We start from the raw sequence: 21,053 nt of genomic DNA, 5'->3' as shown, positions 1-21,053 counted from the left end.
ACCTCTAAATGCTCGGGCGACCTGCGGCGATGGTTTATCGAGGCTTCTTATAAGGCCGTTCCCGGGCGCCGGGTGCGCAGGTAACGTCCAGGCGCGGGGCGAGATCTGATCGCCCCATCGGCCCGGATGCGCCCGATCGGTGTGGCCCGCGGGGGCTGTCTCCACCAGTTTTCCGATTCAAGGGGAGTGAGTAGTCGTGCCTCAATCCGGTGAGATCCGACTCCCTCTGACGCCGGCTCAATCGGGCATTTGGTTCGCGCAACGGATCGACTCCGGCAACACGGTCTACAACATCGCCGAGTATCTGGACATTCACGGGCCTGTCGATCCGGGCCGCTTCGAGACCGCGCTGCGCCGGGTGGTCGGCGAGACGGACGCGCTGCGCGTGCGGTTCGCCGAGAACGGTGAGGTCCCCGAGCAACGGATCCTGCCCGCCGTCGACTTCCCGTTCCCCGTCCTGGACCTGTCCGGCGAGAGCGACCCGGAGGCCGGCGCGCACCAGTGGATGGACGAGGACCGGACCCGGCCGATCGACCTGTTCGGCGACTCGCTGTTCGCCTTCGCCCTGTTCAAGCTCGCCGAGGACCGCTGGTGGTGGTACCTCCGCGTCCACCACATCGTGCTGGACGGTGCCGGTGTGGCCCTGTTCGCGCCGAGGGTGGCCGAGGTCTACTCCGCGCTGACGGCGGACACCGCCGTGCCGGCCAACCCCTTCCCGCCGCTGTGCGGCCTGGTGGACGCCGCCCGGGCCTACGCCGACTCCCCGGACCACGCCGACGACGCCGCGTTCTGGACCGAGCGGCTGGCCGGCGCGCAGCCCCCGGTCAGCCTGTCCGGCGGCCAACAGCACCTGCCCAGCAGGGTGATCCGCCGCAGCGAGACGCTCGGCGCCGCGCAGACCGAGGCGATCCGCGGGCTCGCGCGTGAGGCGGGCATCGCCTGGCCGGCCGTGGTGGTCGCCGCGCTCGCCCTCTACGTGCGGCGTCTCACCGGCACCGACGAGGTGGTCGTCGGCCTGCCGGTCGCCGCGCGTCAGGGCCGGGGCCTGCGCGGCGTGCCCGGCAGCGTCTCCAACCTGGTCCCGCTGCGGCTGGGCGCCGCACCGGACACCTCGGTGGGCGAACTGCTCACCGCCGTCTCCGCCGAGATGCGGCAGGCCGTGCGCCACCAGCGGTACCGGCACGAGGACATACGGCGCGACCTGGGACTCGGCCCCGAGCAGCACCTGATCGGACCGCACGTCAACCTGGTCCTGTTCGACTACGCCCCGGACTTCGCCGGACACGGCGCGACCGTGCACAACCTGCCGGGCGGCCCGATCACGGACCTCGCGATCGTGCTGGACACCCGCTCCACCGACGGCGCGCTGCGCTTCGACTTCGACGCCAACTCGGCGCTGTACGACGAGGAGTCGCTGGCCACGCACCAGGGCCGCTTCCTCGACCTGCTCTCCAGGCTGTGCGTCTGCGACCCCGCGACGCCGGTCGGGCGGCTGGACACCGCCACCGACGAGGAACGCGCGCGGGTGCTCACCCCGCCCGTCCCGGTCAAGGCCCCCGCCGCGACGCTGCCGGAGCTGTTCGAGCGGGTCGCCGCCGAGCACCCCGGGCGCACGGCCGTGGTGAGCGACGGGGTGGGCCACAGCTACCGGGAGATCAACACCCGGGCCAACCAGTTGGCCCGGACGCTGATCGAGCGGGGCGCAGGACCGGAGCGGTTCGTCGCGCTGGCGCTGCCGCGTTCGGCGGAGATGGTGGTCGCGCTGCTGGCCGTCCTCAAGGCCGGCGCCGCCTATCTGCCGCTGGACCCGGCCTACCCGGCCGAGCGGATCGCGTTCATGCTCGCGGACGCCGCACCGGACCTGGTGCTGACCGACACCACGCACGCGGGGGGCCTGCCGGACACCGAGGGCGTCACGCGGCTGGTACTGGACGACACCCATGTCGCCGCGGAGTCGGCCGCACGGGCCACCGGCGACGTCACCGACGCCGAACGGGCCGCGCCGCTCGACCCGCGGCACCCGGCGTACATGATCTACACCTCCGGGTCCACCGGCCGGCCCAAGGGCGTGCTCGTCCCCCACCACAACGTGCTGCGGCTGTTCACCGCCACCGAGCGGTGGTTCACGTTCGGGCCCGACGACGTGTGGACGCTGTTCCACTCGTACGCCTTCGACTTCTCGGTGTGGGAGATCTGGGGTCCGCTGCTGCACGGCGGCCGGCTGGTCGTCGTCCCGCACGAGGTGAGCCGCTCGCCGCAGGAGTTCCTGCGGCTGCTGGCCGACGAGCGCGTCACGGTGCTCAACCAGACCCCGTCCGCCTTCTACCAGCTCATGCAGGCCGACCAGGAGGACCCGGAGGCCGGCGGCGATCCCGCGCTGCGGTGCGTCGTCTTCGGCGGCGAGGCGCTGGACCTGCGGCGGCTTCAGCGCTGGTACGACCGGCACCCGGACGACGCGCCGGCCCTGGTGAACATGTACGGCATCACCGAGACCACGGTGCACGTCACCCATCGGGCGCTGGACCGCGCCACCGTGGCCGGGCGGCGGGGCAGCGTGATCGGCTCCCCCATCCCCGACCTGGCGATCCGCCTGCTGGACGACGCGCTGCGGCCGGTGCCGCCCGGCGTCGCGGCGGAGATGTACGTCTGCGGCGACGGGCTCGCGCGCGGCTACCACGGGCGCCCCGACCTGACCTCGCACCGGTTCGTCGCCGACCCGTTCGGCCTTCCGGGCACCCGGATGTACCGCACCGGCGACGTGGCCCGCTGGACGGCGGACGGCGAACTGGAGTTCGTCGGCCGGGCCGACCAGCAGGTGAAGATCCGCGGTTTCCGGATCGAGCCGGGCGAGATCGAGGCCGTCCTGGAGAACGCGGCCCGGGTCGCCCACGCCGCGGTGGTCGTCCGGGAGGACCAGCCCGGCGACAGGAGGCTGGTCGCCTACGTCACGCCGGCCGGCGAGCGCGGCGCCCTCGACCTCGGCGTGCTGCGCGAGACGGTGGCCGCCGCGCTGCCGGACCACATGGTGCCGTCGGCGTTCGTGGTGCTGCCGCGGCTGCCGATCACCGCCAACGGCAAGCTGGACCATGCGGCGCTGCCGGAACCGGAGTCCGTGGCCGGCTCGGCCGGGCGCGCCCCGCGCACCCCGGTCGAGGAGGTGCTGTGCGGGCTGTTCGCCGAGGTCCTGGGCGTGCCGGGGGTCACCGTCGACGACAACTTCTTCGACGTGGGCGGCCACTCCCTGCTGGCCACCCGGCTGGTCAGCAGGATCCGTTCGGTGTTCGGTGTAGAGCTCCAGATCCGGACGCTGTTCGAGGCGCCGACCGTCGCCGCCGTGGCGGACCGCGTCACCTGCGCCGACAACGCCCGCTCCGGCATCTCCCCGCTGCCGCGCCCGGCCGAGGTCCCGCTGTCCTACGCGCAGAACCGGCTGTGGTTCGTGGACCGGCTCGAGGGACCCAACTCGGCCTACAACATCCCGCTGGTGCTGCGCCTGTCGGGGCCGCTGGACCGGGGGGCGCTGCTCGGGGCGTTCGGTGACCTGCTGGCCCGGCACGAGAGCCTGCGCACCGTCTTCCCCGATGTGAAGGGCGTGCCGAGCCAGGTCGTGCTCGACCCGGGGACGGCCGTGATCGAGCTGCCCGTCTCGGCGATCAGCGCCGAGGAACTGCCCGTGGCGCTGGCCAGCTGCGCGGCCGGGGCGTTCGACCTGGCCACGGAACTCCCCCTGCACGTCGATCTGTTCTCGCTCGGCGAGCAGGAGCACGTGCTGTCCGTCGTGGTGCACCACATCGCGGCGGACGGATGGTCGCTGGGGGTGCTGGCCCGCGATCTGTCGACGGCGTACGCCGCCCGGGTGCGCGGAGCACGACCCGACTGGCGGCCGCTGCCGGTGCAGTACGCCGACTACACGCTGTGGCAGCGCGACGTACTCGGCGACGACCGGGACCCCTACAGCGCCATGGCACGGCAGATCGCCTTCTGGCGCTCGGAGTTGGCCGGTCTGCCGGACGAGATCACGCTGCCCGCCGACCGGCCGCGGCCGGCCGAGGCCGACTACCGGTCCGACGTCGTCGAACTGCGGCTGCCGGCCGAGCTGCACCGCGGCCTCGCCGACCTCGCCCGGCAGACCGGCACCACGCTGTTCATGACGCTCCAGGCCGGGCTGGCCTCGCTGCTTTCGGTGCTGGGCGCCGGTCCCGACGTGGTGCTGGGCAGCCCGGTGGCGGGCCGCACCGACGACGCCCTGGACGACCTGGTCGGCTTCTTCGTCAACACGCTGGTGCTGCGCACCGACGTCTCCGGTGACCCGACGTTCCGGGAACTCCTCGGCCGGGTCAGGGAGTCGGACCTGGCGGCCTACGCCCATCAGGACGTGCCGTTCGAGCGTCTCGTCGAGGTGCTGAACCCGGAGCGTTCACTGTCCCGCCATCCGCTGTGCCAGGTGCTGTTCTCCCTCCAGCGGAAACTCGACACCACCGTGGAATTCCCCGGCCTGACGGCGGTCGCCGAACCGGGCGTGCGCACGATGGCCAAGTTCGACCTGTCCTTCGAATTCGGCGAACGTGTCGACGGCACGGGAACACCGGGCGGTATCGACGCGGTCGTCGAATTCCGAACGGATCTCTTCGACCGCTCCACTGTGGAAATGCTCGGCGACCGGCTGGTGCGTTTCCTTCAGGCGCTCGTCGCCGAACCGGATTCCCCGGTAAGGGCGTTCGACATGTTGTCGCTGCCCGAACGGCGGCGGCTGCTGCGCGAGTGGAACGACACGGAGTGCGACGTCCCGGCGGGGACACTGGTCGACCTGCTCGAGCGGACGGCGGCGGAGCACCCGGACGCGGTGGCGGTGTGCGACGGGACGCGGTCGATGACGTACCGCGCCCTGCACGAGGCCGCCAACCGGCTGGCGCGGGAGCTGATCGCCCGGGGCGCGGGTCCCGAGCGCGTGGTCGCGCTGGGCATGCCGCGTTCGGCGGAGCTGGTCGTCGCGCTGCTCGCGGTGCTCAAGTCCGGTGCGGCGTACCTGCCGGTCGACCCCGGCCATCCGGTCGAGCGGGTCGCGCTGCTGCTGTCCGACGCCGCCCCGGCGCTGCTGCTGAGCACCGAGGGCGTGCTGTCCGGCTGGCCTCGGGAGGCCTTCGCCGAGGTGCCGGCGCTGGCGCTGGACGCCCCCGGGACGGTGGAGGCGGTCGCGGCCCGCCCCAGCACGAACCCGGTCGACGAGGACCGCGGGGCTCCGCTGCGGGCGGACAACGCCGCCTACGTCATCCACACCTCCGGCTCGACCGGGACGCCCAAGGGTGTCGTGGTGGAGCACCGCAACGTGGTCAACCTGGTCACCTGGGCGGCGCGGGAGATCGGCGCCGCCGCCCTGTCCCGGCCGCTGGCGTCGACGTCGCTCAGCTTCGACGTGTCGGTCTTCGAGATCTTCGCGCCCCTGACGGCCGGGGGGCGCATCGACGTGGTGCGCGACCTGCTGGCGCTGGCCGAGCGGGCGGACGGCTGGTCGGGCAGCATGATCAGCGCGGTGCCGTCCGCGCTGGCCGAGCTGATCGGCCAGGACAACGTGTCCGCCTCGGCCGACCTCGTGGTGCTGGCCGGCGAGGCGCTCTCCGAACGGGCGGTGGCGGACATCCGCGCCGTCATGCCCACGGCCCGGATCGCCAACATCTACGGACCGACCGAGGCCACGGTGTACGCGACCGCGTGGTACTCCGACGGCACTCCCGCTCAGCCGCTGATCGGCCGGCCGGTCGCCAACACCCGGGTGTACGTGCTGGACCCCTGGCTCCGGCCGGTTCCCGCCGGGGTCGCGGGCGAGCTGTACCTGGCGGGCGCGGGCCTGGCCCGCGGCTACCTGGACCGGCCGGCGCTGACCGCGCAGCGGTTCGTGGCCAGCCCGTTCGGCCCGCCGGGCGAGCGCCTGTACCGGACCGGCGACGTGGTGCGGTGGACCGCCGACGGCGAGCTGGCCTACCTGGGGCGCAGCGACGAGCAGGTGAAGGTGCGCGGTTTCCGCATCGAGACCGGCGAGATCGAGTCGGTGATCGCGTCGGACCCCGCCGTGGCGCAGGTGGTGGTGGTCGCGCAGGAGGACCAGCACCGCCACAAGCAACTGGTCGCCTATGTCGTGCCCGCCTCCGGAGCCGAGGCCGACGTCGCGGCCCTGCGCGAGCTGGTGGCGGCCACCCTGCCCGGCTACATGGTGCCGGCGGCCTTCGTCACCCTGCGCAGGCTGCCGCTGAACGCCAACGGCAAGCTCGACCGCGGCGCCCTGCCCGCGCCCCGGTTCGCCGGCGGCCGAGGCGGCCGGCAGCCGCGTACCCCACAGGAGCAGGTGCTCTGCGGTCTGTTCGCGGAGATCCTGGAACTGTCCTCGGTCGGCGTCGACGACAGCTTCTTCGACCTCGGCGGGCATTCGCTCATCGCCAACCGGCTGATCATCAGGATCCAGTCGGTGCTCGGCGTCGATCTCGCGGTGCGCGACCTGTTCGAGGCGCCCACGGTGGCCCAGCTCGCGGAACTGGTCGAGCGCGCCGGGACGGCCAGGCCCCGGGCGGTGCCGATGCCGCGCCCGGAGCGGCTGCCGGTGTCGTTCACCCAGCAGCGGCTGTGGTTCCTCAACCGCCTGGAGGGCCCGAGCCCGACCTACAACCTCGGTGTCTCGCTGCGCTTCACCGGCCGGATCGACCGCGACGCCCTCCACGAGGCCCTGCACGACGTCATGGCCCGGCACGAGAGCCTGCGCACGGTCTTCCGCGACCACGACGGGGTACCGGTCCAGTGCGTCGTGCCGGAGCGGGAGGCCCGCCTGCGGATCCCGGTGACCGAGCTGAGCGAGCCGGAACTGGACGCGAAGCTGACCGCGGCCGCCCGCCGCGGCTTCGACCTGGAGAACGAACTGCCCGTCCGGGCGGAGCTGTTCGTGCTCAGCCCCACCGAGCAGGTGTTCCTGGTCCTGGTGCACCACATCGTGGCCGACGGCTGGTCGTTCGCGTCGCTGGTGGGCGACCTGTCCGCCGCCTACGCGGAGCGGCGCTCGGCGCACGCCCCGCAGTGGGCGCCGCTGCCCGTGCAGTACGCCGACTACACGCTGTGGCAGCGGGACGTCCTCGGCGACCTCGCGGACCCGGACAGCGTGCTGGCGCGGCAGATCGGCTACTGGAAGGACACGCTGGCCGGTCTGCCGGACCAGCTGGACCTGCCGGCCGACCGGCCCCGGCCCGCGGTCCCCAGCCACGACGGCGGGTTCGTACCCATCAACGTCGGCCCCGAGGTGCACGCACGGCTCCTCGAGATCGCCCGCGGCAGCGGCGCCAGCCTGTTCATGGTGATGCAGGCGGCGCTGGCCGCGCTGCTGAACCGGCTGGGCGGCGGCACGGACATCCCCGTCGGCACCTCGGTCGCCGGGCGCAACGACGAGTCGCTGGTCGACCTGATCGGCTTCTTCGTCAACACCCTGGTCCTGCGCAACGACCTGAGCGGCGACCCGACCTTCCGCCAGCTCCTCGGCCGGGTGCGCGAGGCGGACCTGTCCGCGTACGCCCACCAGGAGGTGCCGTTCGAGCTGCTGGTCGAGACGCTGAGGCCGGAGCGCTCGCTTTCCCGGCACCCGCTGTTCCAGGTGCTGCTGAACTTCGAGAACACCCCCGAAATGGAGCTGGGCTTCCCCGGGGTGCGCACCCGCCTGCACCCGGTGAACACCGAGGTCGCCAAGTTCGACCTGTCGTTCTCCGTGGGCGAGCGGTACACCGGCGACGGCACCCCGGCCGGCATCACCGGTCTGCTCAACTACAGCTGCGACCTGTACGACCGCGGCACCGCCGAGGACATCTCCGCCCGGCTGAGCCGCCTGCTGGAGTCGGTCGCCGCCGACCCGGCGCAGCGGGTCAGCGAGCTGGACCTGCTCGGCGAGTCCGACCGCCACCGCATCCTCGCGCTCGGTGTCGGCGAGATCCGCGAGGAGGTTGCGCCGACGTTCGTCGAACGGTTCCAGCGGCAGGTCGCGACGGCCCCGGACGCCGTCGCCCTGGTCTGCCGGGACGAGGAGGTGACCTACCGCGAACTCGACGAGCGCGCCAACCGGTTGGCCCATCACCTGATCGCGCGGGGCGTGGGGGCCGAGGACTGGGTCGCGGTCGCCCTGCCGCGCACCCCGCACCTGGTGGTCGCCGTGGTGGCCGTCCTGAAGGCGGGCGCGGCCTACCTGCCGCTCGACCCGGACTACCCGCCGGAGCGCATCGAGTACATGATCGAGAACGCCTCGGCCATGCTGCTGCTCACCGACACCACCATCGGCGCGGGCATCCCGCGCTCCGAGAACCTGCCGCGGCTGCTGCTGGACGAGCCGGACACCGTCGAGGCCGTGGCCGGCCGCCCGGTGACGGCGCCGACCGACGCCGACCGGCTGCACCCGGTCCACCCGCACCACTCCGCGTACGTCATCTACACCTCCGGCTCCACCGGGCGCCCCAAGGGCGTGCTGACCGAACAGCACTGCCTGAGCGACTACCTGCGCTGGAGCACCTCGGGCTACCCGAGCACCACCGGAGCGGCGGTACTGCACAGCCCGATCTCCTTCGACCTGACGGTGACCGCGCTCTACACGCCGCTGTCCGTCGGCGGCACGGTGATCCTGGACACCCTGGACGACGGCGATCCGCGGACCCTGGCCGCCCTGGACCGGACGCCGTGCACGTTCCTCAAGGCCACCCCGAGCCACCTGCCGCTCCTCGAGGCGCTGCCCGACGCGTTCTCCCCCAGCCGCGAACTCATGCTGGGCGGCGAGCTGCTGCTCGGCGAGACCCTGACCGAGTGGCGTACCCGCCACCCCGAGGCGCACATCTACAACGGCTACGGCCCCACCGAGACCACGGTCAACTGCACCCAGCACGTGATCAGGGCCGGCGAACCGGTCGACAGCGGCCCCCTGCCGATCGGCCGTCCCATGCCCAACACCTGGCTGTACGTGCTGGACGAGGCCCTGCGGCCGGTGCCCATGGGCGTGGCCGGTGAGCTGTACGTGGCGGGCGAGGGCATCGCGCGCGGCTATCTGCACCGGCCGACGCTGACCGCCGAGCGGTTCGCGCCCAACCCGTTCGGCCCGCCCGGCTCCCGCATGTACCGCACCGGCGACATCGTGAAGTGGCGGCCGGACGGCGAGCTGTACTTCCTGCGGCGCGTCGACGACCAGGTCAAGATCCGCGGTTTCCGGGTGGAGATCGGCGAGATCGAGAACGCGCTGCTGCGCCGGACGGGCGTCGCCCAGGCCGCCGTCGTGCTGCGGGAGGACCTGCCGGGCGACCAGCGCCTGGTCGCCTACCTGGTGCCGGACGGCCCGCTGGACAGGGCGGAGGTCGCCCGCGAGGTGGCCGGGGACCTGCCGGACTACATGGTGCCCGCCGCCTTCGTGGTGCTCGACGAGCTGCCGCTCAGCCCCAACGGCAAGGTCGACCGGCGGGCCCTGCCGGCGCCGGACCACTCCGCCACCGGCACCGGCGCCGCCGCCGGACGCGCACCGCGGACACCGCAGGAAGAGCTGCTGTGCGCCCTGTTCGCGCAGATCCTGAACGTGCCCGCGGTCGGGGTCGACGACAACTTCTTCGACCTGGGCGGCCACTCCCTGCTGGCCACCCGGCTGGTCAGCAGGATCCGTTCGGTCTTCGGCACGGAGCTGCCGATCCGCGCGCTGTTCGAGAGCCCGACCGTGGCCGCCCTGGCCGGATCGCTGCGCGGGGCGCCGCAAGGCAGGCAGGCGCTGCGCGCCGCCCAGCGGCCCGCGCGTCTGCCGCTGTCCCACGGCCAGCGGCGGCTGTGGTTCCTGAACCGGCTCGAGGGCCACAGCGCCACGTACAACCTGCCGATCGCGCTCGACCTCGACGGTCCGGTGGACGTCTTGGCGCTGCGCTCCGCGCTCGGCGACGTCGTCGCCCGCCACGAGTCGCTGCGCACGATCTTCCCCGAGCGGGACGGCAGTCCGTACCAGGTGGTGCTCGATCCGTCGGTCGCCGCACCGGAGTTCACCGTGCTCGACGTCGCGGCGCACGAGCTGGACAGGGAGTCGCGGCGCATCGCCGGGCAGGGCTTCGACCTGACCGTCGAACTGCCGCTGCGGGCCGCCCTGCTGCGGGCCGGCGAGCGGGAGTCGGTGTTCGTGGTCGTGATGCACCACATCGTCGTCGACGGCTGGTCGACCGGGCCGTTCGGCAGGGACCTCGCCACCGCCTACGGCGCCCGGTGCGCGGGCACGGCACCCACGTGGACGCCGCTGCCGGTGCAGTACCCGGACTACATGCTCTGGCAGCACGCCGTGCTGGGCGACGAGGACGACCCGGACAGCGTGGCCGCACGGCAGTCGGCGTACTGGCGCGAGGCGCTGGCCGGACTGCCCGACGAACTGAGCCTGCCCGTGGACCGGCCGCGCCCGGCGACCCCCACCTACCGCGGCGGCTGGGCCACCTTCCGGCTGGAGCCGCGACTGCACCGGGACCTGTCGGCCCTGGCCCGCCGCCGCGGGGTCAGCATGTTCATGGTCCTCCAGGCGGGCCTTTCGGTACTGCTGCACCGCCTGGGCGCGGGCACCGACATCCCCGTGGGCACACCGGTCGCGGGCCGCACGGACGAGGCCCTGGACGATCTGGTGGGCTTCTTCGTCAACACGCTGGTGCTGCGCACCGACCTGTCCGGCGACCCCACCTTCGCCGAACTCCTCGACCGGGTGCGGGAGACCGACCTGGCGGCGTACGCCCACCAGGACGTGCCCTTCGAGCGGCTGGTCGACGTGCTGAACCCCGAGCGGGTCATGGCCCGCCACCCGCTGTTCCAGGTGATGGTCAGCCTGCACAACAACCCGGAGGCCGACTACGACCTGCCCGGGGTGTCCGCGCGGCGCCGCATGCTCGACCTGAACACGGCCAAGTTCGACCTCAACGTCAACCTGCGCGAGCTGTTCGACGACACGCAGGAGCCCGCCGGGATCGACGCGGTCGCCGAGTACAGCACGGACCTGTTCGACCACGACACCGTCGTGGGGCTGGCCGGGCGGTTCACGCACCTGATGGAACGGCTGTGCGCCGAACCCGACCGGCCCGTGGGCGACCTGGACGTCCTGACCCCGGCCGAGCGCGCCCTGCTGCTGCGCGACTGGAACGCCACGAGCGCCGACTTCGGCCCACGGTCGCTGACGGAGGCGATCGAGGCGGCGGCCGCCCGCACCCCGGACCGTGTCGCGGTCGTCGCCGCCGACGGCGGGACCACCCGCGCCGAGACCACCTACGCCGACCTGAACGCCCGGGCGAACCGGCTGGCGCGCCACCTGGCCGGCCGCGGCGCCGGCCCCGAGGTCCGGGTCGCGGTGAGCCTGCCGCGCGGCGCCGACCTGGTGGTGGCGCTGCTGGCGGTGCTCAAGTCGGGCGCGGCCTACATACCGCTCGACCCGGCCTACCCGGCCGAGCGGGTGCGGCACATCCTCACCGACGGCTCGCCCGCCCTGGTGCTGACGACCTCCGAACTCGCCCGCGAACTGCCCGTCCCGGCAACGGCGGAGACGATCGCGGTGGACGACCCGGCGCTGCGGGCACGGATCGCCGCCCTGCCGGACACCGACCTGCCGGACACGGCGCACGGCGACCACCCGGCCTACGTGATCTACACCTCCGGTTCCACCGGCCGTCCCAAGGGCGTGGTGGTCACCCGGGCGAACATCGCCAACTTCGTGCGGGACATGCGCGAGCGGCTGCCCGTCGGCGAGGCGGACGTCCTGGTGGCGGTCACCACCGTCGCCTTCGACATCGCCGGACTCGAACTGTACGTACCCCTGGTCGCCGGGGCCCGGCTCGTGCTCGCCACCACCGAGCAGGTGCGGGACGTCGACGCGCTGGCCGAGCTGATCACCGGCACGGGCGCCACCGTGGTCCAGGCGACCCCGACGCTGTGGCAGGCACTGGTGTCCGCGCACCCGGACGCCCTGGCCGGGCTGCGGGTCCTGGTCGGCGGCGAGGCGCTGCCCGCCGGGCTGGCCGCCCGGCTGCGCGAGCTGTCCGCGGGCGTTCGCAACCTGTACGGACCCACCGAGACCACGGTGTGGTCCACCACCGCCGCACTGGACGACCGGCCCGGCGCGCCGGTGATCGGCCGGCCGATCGCGAACACCCGGGTGTACGTGCTGGACGACCGGCTCGCGCCGGTCCCGGCCGGGGTCGCGGGCGATCTGTACCTCGCCGGTGACGGCGTGGTCCGCGGCTATCTCGGCCGGCCCGGACTGACCGGCGAACGGTTCGTGGCCGACCCGTTCGGCCCGGCCGGCACCCGGATGTACCGCACCGGCGACATCGCCCGCTGGAACACCGCGGGCGAGCTGGAGTTCGTCGGACGGGCCGACGACCAGGTCAAGGTGCGCGGTTTCCGGATCGAGCCGGGCGAGATCGAGACCGTGCTCGCCGGCCATCCGGAACTGGCCCAGGCCACCGTGGTGGCCCGGGACGACGGCGACGGGAACAAGCGGCTGGTGGCCTACCTGGTCGCGGCGCCCGGCCGGGAGGTGCCCGCCGCCACCGGGATGCGGGAGCACGCGGCACGCGTCCTGCCGGACTACATGGTCCCGGCCGCGTTCGTCGCCCTCGACGCCCTGCCGCTCACCCCGAACGGCAAGGTGGACCGCAGGCTGCTGCCCGCCCCGGACTTCGCGGTGCTGGTCGGCGACGAGCAGCCGCGCACCCCGCGCGAGGAAGCGCTGTGCGAGGTGTTCGCCGAGGTCCTCGGCCTGCCCTCGGTGGGGATCCGGGACAGCTTCTTCGACCTCGGCGGCGACAGCATCGTCTCGATCCGGCTGGTCGGCCGCGCCCGGGCGAGGGGACTGAGGATCACGCCGGAGGACGTGTTCGTGCACCGGACCGTCGAAGGGCTCGCGTCCGTGGCGACGGACGTCCCCGACCTCGTCGTCGAGTCGCCCGACGCCGGTGTCGGCGGTCTCCCGCTGCCACCCTCCGCGCACGCGCTGCGGGAGCGGGGCGGCCCGGTCCGGGCGTACCACCAGTCGCTCCTGCTCGACGCCCCGGCCGGCCTCGGCCTGGACCGGCTGCGCGAGCTGGTGGCCGTGCTCACCGACCGGCACGACGCGCTCCGGCTGCTGCTGGGCCGTCACGACGGCGGAGGGGACGGCGCCCGGTGGAGCCTTCAGGTGCGGCCCCCCGGCACCGTGGACGCCGCCGGCCGGGTGGCCCACGTGACGGTCGCCGGACTGGACGCGGACGCGTCGGCCGCCGCGGTGCGCGAGCACACCGGGCGGGCGGCCGACCGCCTCGACCCGGAGAACGGGGACGTCGCCCGGTTCGTCTGGTTCGACGCCGGGCCCGGACGGCGGGGCCGGCTGCTGGTGGTGCTGCACCGGCTGGCCGTGGACACGGTGTCCTGGCGGGTCCTGCGCGCCGAGCTGGCCGCCTGCTGGCGGGTCCTGACCGGGGAGAGCCGGGACGCCCCGCGCCCGGCCGGCACCTCCTACCGCCGCTGGGCGCAGCACCTGGTGGCCGCCGCGCAGGACCCGGAGCGCGAGCGCGAACTCGACTGGTGGAGGACGACGCTCACCACCGCGGAACCCCGGCTCACCGACCGGCCCTCGGCCCCCGGTCCCGACCGGCCCGGCGCCCCCGGCCTGCTGCGTCGCACGCTGCCCGCGGCGCGGACCGGACCGCTGCTCGGCCGGGTGCCCGCCGCGTTCCACTGCGCTGTGGAGGACGTCCTGCTCACCGCGCTGGCGCTGGCCGTACCGCAGTGGCGGCGCCGGCACCTGCGGGACCACCTCGGCGGCAGCGGCGTCCTGGTGGACCTGGAGCGGGACGGACGCGAGCCGTTCGCCGAGGGCCAGGACCTCTCCCACACCCTGGGCCGGTTCACCACGGCGCACCCGGTGCGCCTGGACACCGGTGCCGTCGAGCGGTCCGAGCTGACCGCGGGCGGCACGGCCGTGGGTAACGCCGTCAAGGCGGTCAAGGAGCAGGTGCGCGCGGTGCCGGACGGCGGTGTCGGCTACGGCATGCTGCGGTACCTCAACCCGCGCACCGCCCCCGTGCTGGCCGAACTGCCCCCGCCGGACATCGGTTTCACCCACCTCGGCGGCCTCGACGACGCCGCACCCGGCGAGTGGCCGGTGTCCGCCGGACCCACCGAGCAGGCGCCGGCGGCCGGCCACGCGCTGGAGCTGACCACTTCGGTCGTCCAGGGCCCCGAAGGGCCGTGCCTGACCCTGACCTGCGCCTGGCCGAGCGAACTGTTCGGCGAGGCGGACGTACGCGAACTGGTCGACGACTGGTTCCGCGCGCTGGAAGCCATCCTCACCCGTTCCGAGGCCGCGGACGCCGGCGGGCACACCCCGTCCGACCTCTCCCTGACCGGTCTCGACCAAGGCGACATCGACGTACTGGAAGCAGACGGAAGGTACTTCTCCTCATGACGAAGCCGGGGTTCCAGGACGTCCTTCCGCTCTCGCCCCTCCAGGAGGGCCTGCTCTTCCACACCGTCTACCACGAGCGCTCGCTGGACATCTACACGGCGAGACTCCGCCTCGACCTGGAAGGCGCGCTGGAGGCCGGGGCGATGCGGGAGTCGGTGGCGGCGCTGCTGCGCCGGCACCCCAATCTGCGGGCCGCCTTCCGCTACGAGCGGCTCAGCCGCCCGGTGCAGCTCATCCCCCGCGAAGTCCCCCTGCCCTGGGACGAGTTCGACCTGCGCGACCTGCCCGAGGAGCAGCAGGCGGCGCGACTGCGGGAGCTGACGACGGCCGCGTCGGAGCGCACCTTCGACCTGGCACGCCCGCCGCTGCTGCACTTCACGCTGATCCACCACGGCGAGCACGCCCACCGGCTCGTGATGGCGCACCACCACATCCTGCTGGACGGCTGGTCGGTCGGCCGGCTGATGACGGACCTGTTCACGCTCTACGCCGCGGGCGGCGAGGAATCGGCGCTGCCTCCGGTGACGCCCTACCGCGACTACCTCGCCTGGCTGGCCGAGCAGGACCGGCCCGCGGCGGAGGAGGCGTGGCGGACGGTACTGAGCGGCGTCGAGGAGCCGACCCGGCTGGTGTCGGACGACCGGCTGCGCACCCCGGTCGTGCCGGAACGCCTGCTGGTGGAGGTTCCGGCCGAGCTGAGCCGGGAGCTGACGGCGACGGCCCGCAGGCACGACCTGACCGTCAACACGGTCTTCCAGGGCGCCTGGGCGCTGGTCCTGAGCCGGCTGACCGGCCGCACCGACGTGGTGTTCGGCGGCACCGTCTCCGGACGTCCGGCGGACATCCCCGGTGTGGAGAGCATCGTCGGTCTGTTCATCAACACCCTGCCGGTGCGGGTGCGCCTGGACCCGTCGGAGCCGGTGGGCGTGATGCTGGCCCGGTTCCAGCGGCAGCAGGCCGGGCTGATGTCCCACCAGCACCTGAACCTGCCCGATGTGCACGCCCTGGCCGGCGCGTCCGGCGAGCTGTTCGACACCATCACCGTCACCGAGAACTACCCCTTCGACGAGAAGGGGTTCCGCGAGCTGGCCGGTCTGACGATCGTCGGCGCGCACGGCGCGGACGCCAACCACTACCCGCTCAGCGTGGCCGCCCTGCCCGGCGAGACGCTGCGCATCCGTTTCGGCTACCGGCCGGACGTCTTCAGCCCGGCGGACGTGGAGGCGATCGGCGCCCGGCTGGTGCGGGTGCTGGAAGCGGTGGTGCGCGACCCGGACCGCCCCGTGGGCCGTCTGGACGTGCTCGCCCCGCAGGAGCGCGAAGAGGTCCTGCTGCGGCGCAACGACACCGGGGGCGAGCCTCCGAGGACCCTGCCGGAGCTGTTCGCGGAGCAGGTCGCCCGGGCGCCGCGGGACCCGGCCGTCGTCTTCGAGGACACCACGCTGTCCTACGCCGAGCTGGACCGCCGCGCCAACCGGCTGGCCCACCACCTCGTCGCCGCCGGGGTCGGGCCCGAGCAGTACGTGGCCCTGGTCCTGCCGCGCTCCGTGGACCTCGCCGTCGCCGTCCTCGCCGTCCACAAGGCGGGTGCCGCCTATCTGCCGGTGGACCCCGACTACCCGGCCGAGCGCATCGCGCACATGCTCACCGACGCGCGGCCCGGCGTCGTCCTCACCACCACCGCCCTCGCGCCCGCCCTGCCGCCCGGCGACCGGCTCGTCGTCGAGCTGGACGACCCCGCCACCGCCGCACGCGTCGCCGCCGCCCCCGGCGACCGCGCCCCCGCCGTGGACCTGACGGCCGATCACCCCGCCTATCTCATCTACACCTCCGGGTCCACCGGCCGGCCCAAGGGTGTCGTCGTCACCCACCGCGGCATCGCCTCCCTCGTCGCCGCCCAGACCGAGCGGTTCGAGGTCGGCCCCGGCAGCCGCGTCCTGCAGTTCGCCTCCCTCAGCTTCGACGCCGCCTTCTGGGAGCTGGCCATGGGCCTGCTCACCGGCGCGGCCCTCGTCCTCGCCCCGGCCGAACGGCTCCGCCCCGGTCCGCCGCTGGCCGACCTCGTCGCCGAGCAGCGCGTCACCCACGCCACCATCCCGCCGGCCGCCCTCGCCGTCCTCGACCGGGACGCCCTGCCCGAGGGCATCACCCTGGTGGTCGCCGGCGAGGCCACCGCGCCCGAACTCGTCGGCCGCTGGTCCCCCGGCCGCCGCATGATCAACGCCTACGGGCCCTCCGAGACCACCGTGTGCGCCACCATGAGCGCCCCGCTCGCCGGGGAGGTCGTACCGCCCATCGGGGGCCCCATCACGGGCGCCCGCGTCTACCTCCTCGACTCCGCGCTGCGCCCGGTGCTGCCCGGTGTCCCCGGCGAGCTCTACGTCTCCGGAGCGGGCCTCGCCCGCGGCTACCTCGGCCGCCGCGCGCTCACCGCCGAGCGCTTCGTCGCCAACCCCTTCGAGGGTCCCGGCGCCCGCATGTACCGCACGGGAGACATCGCCACCTGGGACCAGGAGGGCCGGCTCGTCTTCCGGGGACGCGCGGACAGCCAGGTGAAACTCCACGGCTTCCGCATCGAGCCCGGCGAGATCGAGTCGGTGCTGCTGGCCCAGGACGGCGTCGCCCAGGCCGGTGTCGTCGTCCGCGAGGACCGGCCGGGCGACCACCGGCTGGTCGCCTACCTGGTGCCGGAGACCGGCGGCGCCGCGCCGGGCGTGGCCGGCCTGCGCACCGCCGTCGCCGAGGCACTGCCGGCCCACATGGTGCCGGCGGCGTTCGTGGTGCTCGACGCGCTCCCGGTGACGCCCAACGGGAAGCTGGACCGGCGGGCGCTGCCGGCCCCGGACTTCTCCGGTGTGGCCTCGGGCCGCACTCCGCGCACGCCCCAGGAGGAGATCCTGTGCGGGTTGTTCGCGGAGATCCTCGGCGTGTCCGTCGTGGGCATCGACGACAGCTTCTTCGAGCTCGGCGGGCATTCGCTGCTGGCGACCCGGCTGGTCACCCGGATCCGCTCGGTGTTCGGCGTGCGGCTCTCGCTGCGCAGCCTGTTCGAGTCGCCGACGGTGGCCGGGCTCGCCCACCAGCTCACCTCCGACGGGCCGGTGACCCGGCGGATCGAGCCGGCGCCGCGCCCGGCCGACGTGCCGCTGTCGCTCCAGCAGACCAGGCTGTGGTTCATCAACCGGTTCGAGGGCCCGAACCCGGCGTACAACGTGCCGATGGCGGCCCGGCTGACCGGCCCGCTGGACGTGGCGGCGCTGCGCGCGGCGCTGGCCGACGTGGCCCGGCGGCACGAGTGCCTGCGCACGGTCTTCCCGGACCGTGACGGCACGCCCTGCCAGGTCGTGGTGGACACCGTCCCCGAGCTGCGGGTGACCGACGTCGACCCGGCCGCTCTGGCGGCGGCGCTGACCGAGGCCGCGGGCGGGGGCTTCGACCTGACCGCCGAGCCGCCGGTACGGGCGCGGCTGCTGCGGCTGGGCGACGAGGAGCACGTGCTGCTGGTGGTGATGCACCACATCGTGATGGACGAGTGGTCGGCCGTGCCGTTCGGCCGCGACCTGTCCGCCGCCTACGGCGCGCGACGCGACGGCGGTGAGCCGTCGTTCGAGCCGCTGCCCGTGCAGTACGCGGACTTCGCGCTGTGGCAGCGCGAGGTGCTCGGCAGCGAGGACGATCCGGACAGCGCGGTCTCACGGCAACTGGCCTTCTGGCGCGAGACGCTGGCCGGGCTGCCGGACGAGTTGAACCTGCCGGCCGACCGGCCGCGCCCGGCGACCCCCTCCTACCGGGGCGGCACGGTGGGATTCCGCGTCAACCGGGAGGTCCACCAGCGCCTGGTCGCGCTCTCCCGCAGCTGCCAGGCCAGCGTGTTCATGACCTTGCAGGCGGGCCTCTCGGTGTTGCTGCACCGGCTGGGCGCCGGATCGGACGTCCCGCTCGGCACCCCGATCGCCGGGCGCGGCGACGAGTCACTGGACGACCTGGTCGGCTTCTTCATCAACACCCTGGTGCTGCGCACCGACTTGTCCGGGGACCCCGACTTCCGTGAGCTGCTCGGCCGGGTGCGGGAGGCCGACCTGGCCGCCTACGCCCACCAGGAGGTGCCGTTCGAGCGGCTGGTCGAGGTGCTGAACCCCAGCCGCTCGATGTCCCGGCACCCGCTGTTCCAGGTGATGCTCACCCTGCACAACAACCCGACCGCGCCGTTCCGGCTGCCGGGCGTGGAGGTCGGCACGCAACGCGTCGACACCGGGGTGTCCAAGTTCGACCTGCTGTTCAGCCTGCGCGAGAGCTACACGGCCGACGGGCGCCCCGGCGGCGTCGAGGGCTTCGTGGAGTACAGCGCGGACCTGTTCGACGAGCCGACCGCGGAGCGCATCGCGGCGGCCTTCGTCCGGGTGCTGGAGAGCGTCGTCGCCGAACCGGGCCGCCCGGTCGGCAAGGTCGACGTACTGGACCCGGTCGCCCGCCACGAACTGCTGGTGACCCGCAACGCCACCGAGCACGAGGTGCCCGCCGCCTCGCTGCCCGCGCTGTTCCAGGCCAAGGCCGCGGAACACCCGGACGGCCCCGCGCTGGTGTGCGGCGGGGAGGAGCTGACCTACGCCGAGCTGAACGCGCGGGCCAACCGGCTCGCCCGGCTGCTGATCGGCCGCGGCATCGGCCCCGAGCACATCGTGGGTCTTGCCCTGCCCCGCTCGGTGGAGCTGGTCGTGGGTGTGCTCGCGGTGCTCAAGTCCGGCGCGGGTTATCTGCCGGTCGACCCGGAGTACCCGGCCGAGCGGATCGCCTTCATGCTGGCCGACTCCGCTCCCCGGGTGCTGCTGTCCACCACCGGGGTCGCCGGCCGACTGCCCGCCGGCCCGACGCTGGCACTGGACGACCCGGATGTACGGGCCGAACTGGGCGCGCTGGCGGACACCGACCCCCGCGACGACGAGCGGACCGGGCCGCTGCTGCCCCAGCACCCCGCCTACCTGATCTACACCTCCGGCTCGACCGGCCGCCCCAAGGGCGTGGTGATGCCCGGCGGCGCGCTGGCCAACCTGATGTCCTGGCACGCCACCCACCTCCCCGCCGAACCGGGCGCCAGGACCGCCCAGTTCACCGCGATCAGCTTCGACGTCTCGGCCCAGGAGATCCTCTCGGCGCTGCTCGACGGCAGGACGCTGGTGGTGCCGGACGAGGAGACCCGGCGCGACCCGGCGCGGTTCGCGGCCTGGCTGCGGGAGCGGCGCATCACCGAGCTGTACGCGCCCACCATGATGCTGGACGCCCTCGGCGAGGCCGTCGCGGAGGACGGCACCGGTCTGCCGGACCTGCGGCACGTCGCGCAGGCCGGTGAGGCGCTGGTCCTTGGCGACCGGGTGCGCGACCTGTGCGACGCGGGCACGGAACGCGTCCTGCACAACCACTACGGCCCGTCCGAGACGCATGTGGTCACCGCGCACACCCTGCCCGCGGACCGGTCGGCCTGGCCCCGGGCCGGCGCGCCGATCGGGCGACCCGTGTGGAACACCCGGGTGTATGTGCTGGACGCGGCCCTGCGGCCGGTGCCGGACGGCGTCGCCGGCGAACTGTACGTCGCGGGCGCGCAGTTGGCCCGCGGCTACCACGACCGTCCGGGCCTGACCGCGGAACGCTTCACGGCCGACCCGTTCGGGCCGCCCGGAGCCCGGATGTACCGCACCGGCGACCTGGTGCGCTGGAGCCGCGACGGTGAGCTGGAGTACGCCGGCCGCACGGACCACCAGGTGAAGATCCGCGGTTTCCGGATCGAGCCGGGCGAGATCGAGGCCGTGCTGCGCACCCACCCCGAGGTGGCGCGGGCCGCCGTGGTCGCACAGGACGACGGGCGCGACGGCCGCCGCCTGGTCGGCTACGTGGTACCGGAGGCCGGCGCGATCGGGCGGACCGAGCTGCGCGCGCACGTCGCGGCCGCGCTGCCGGACCACATGGTGCCCGGGGCGTTCGTGCTCATGGACGCGTTCCCGCTGACGCCCAGCGGCAAGCTGGACCGGGCCGCGCTGCCGGTGCCCGAGGCCGAGGCGCCCGAGGGGCGTGCCCCGCGCGGCCCGCGGGAGGAGATCCTCTGCGGCCTGTTCGCCGAGGTGCTCGGCGTCGGCTCGGTCGGCGTCGACGACGACTTCTTCGCCCTCGGCGGCCACTCGCTGCTTGCGACCCGGCTGGTCAGCCGGATCCGCTCCACGCTGAACGTGGAACTGGCCGTACGGGACGTCTTCGAGTCGCCGACCGTGGCGGGCCTGGCCGGCAGGGCGTCCGGCGCGGCCGGAGCGCGCGCCGCGGTCCGCGCGATGCCCCGCACCGACCTGGTCCCGCTGTCGTTCGCGCAGCGCCGGCTGTGGTTCCTCAACCGCCTCGAGGGCCCGAGCTCCACGTACAACCTGCCGCTGGCGGCCCGGTTGACCGGCCCGCTCGACGTCGAGGCGCTGCGGGCCGCGCTCGGTGACGTGGTGGCCCGGCACGAGAGCCTGCGCACCACGTTCCCCGAGGTCGACGGCGTCCCCCGCCAGTCGATCGCCCCGGCCGGGCAGGCCGCCCCGGCCTTCGTTCTCGCCGAGGCCGACGAGGCCGGTCTGGA

The 21,053-nt window shown here is 73.9% G+C and carries 2 protein-coding genes (1 of these 2 only partly in view); both read left to right on the top strand.

Going from position 1 to position 21,053, the window contains the following annotated elements; translation table 11 throughout:
* The first annotated feature begins 196 nt into the window (after positions 1-196).
* Entirely contained in the window at positions 197-14,449 is a 14,253-nt protein-coding gene (locus tag ACTYVM_RS31695; protein WP_445529275.1) for a non-ribosomal peptide synthetase, read from the top strand.
* Positions 14,446-21,053: the 5' end (the start) of a non-ribosomal peptide synthetase gene (locus tag ACTYVM_RS31690; RefSeq protein WP_445529274.1), read on the top strand. The gene runs 7,573 nt beyond the window's last position; 6,608 of the gene's 14,181 nt are visible here — the first part of the coding sequence; it begins with the start codon at positions 14,446-14,448; the stop codon falls past the right edge of the window. The genes ACTYVM_RS31695 and ACTYVM_RS31690 overlap by 4 nt, the downstream gene beginning before the upstream one ends.

The organism is Streptomyces cyslabdanicus, from assembly GCF_052663305.1.
This window is presented reverse-complemented; position numbering and strand designations above follow the sequence as displayed.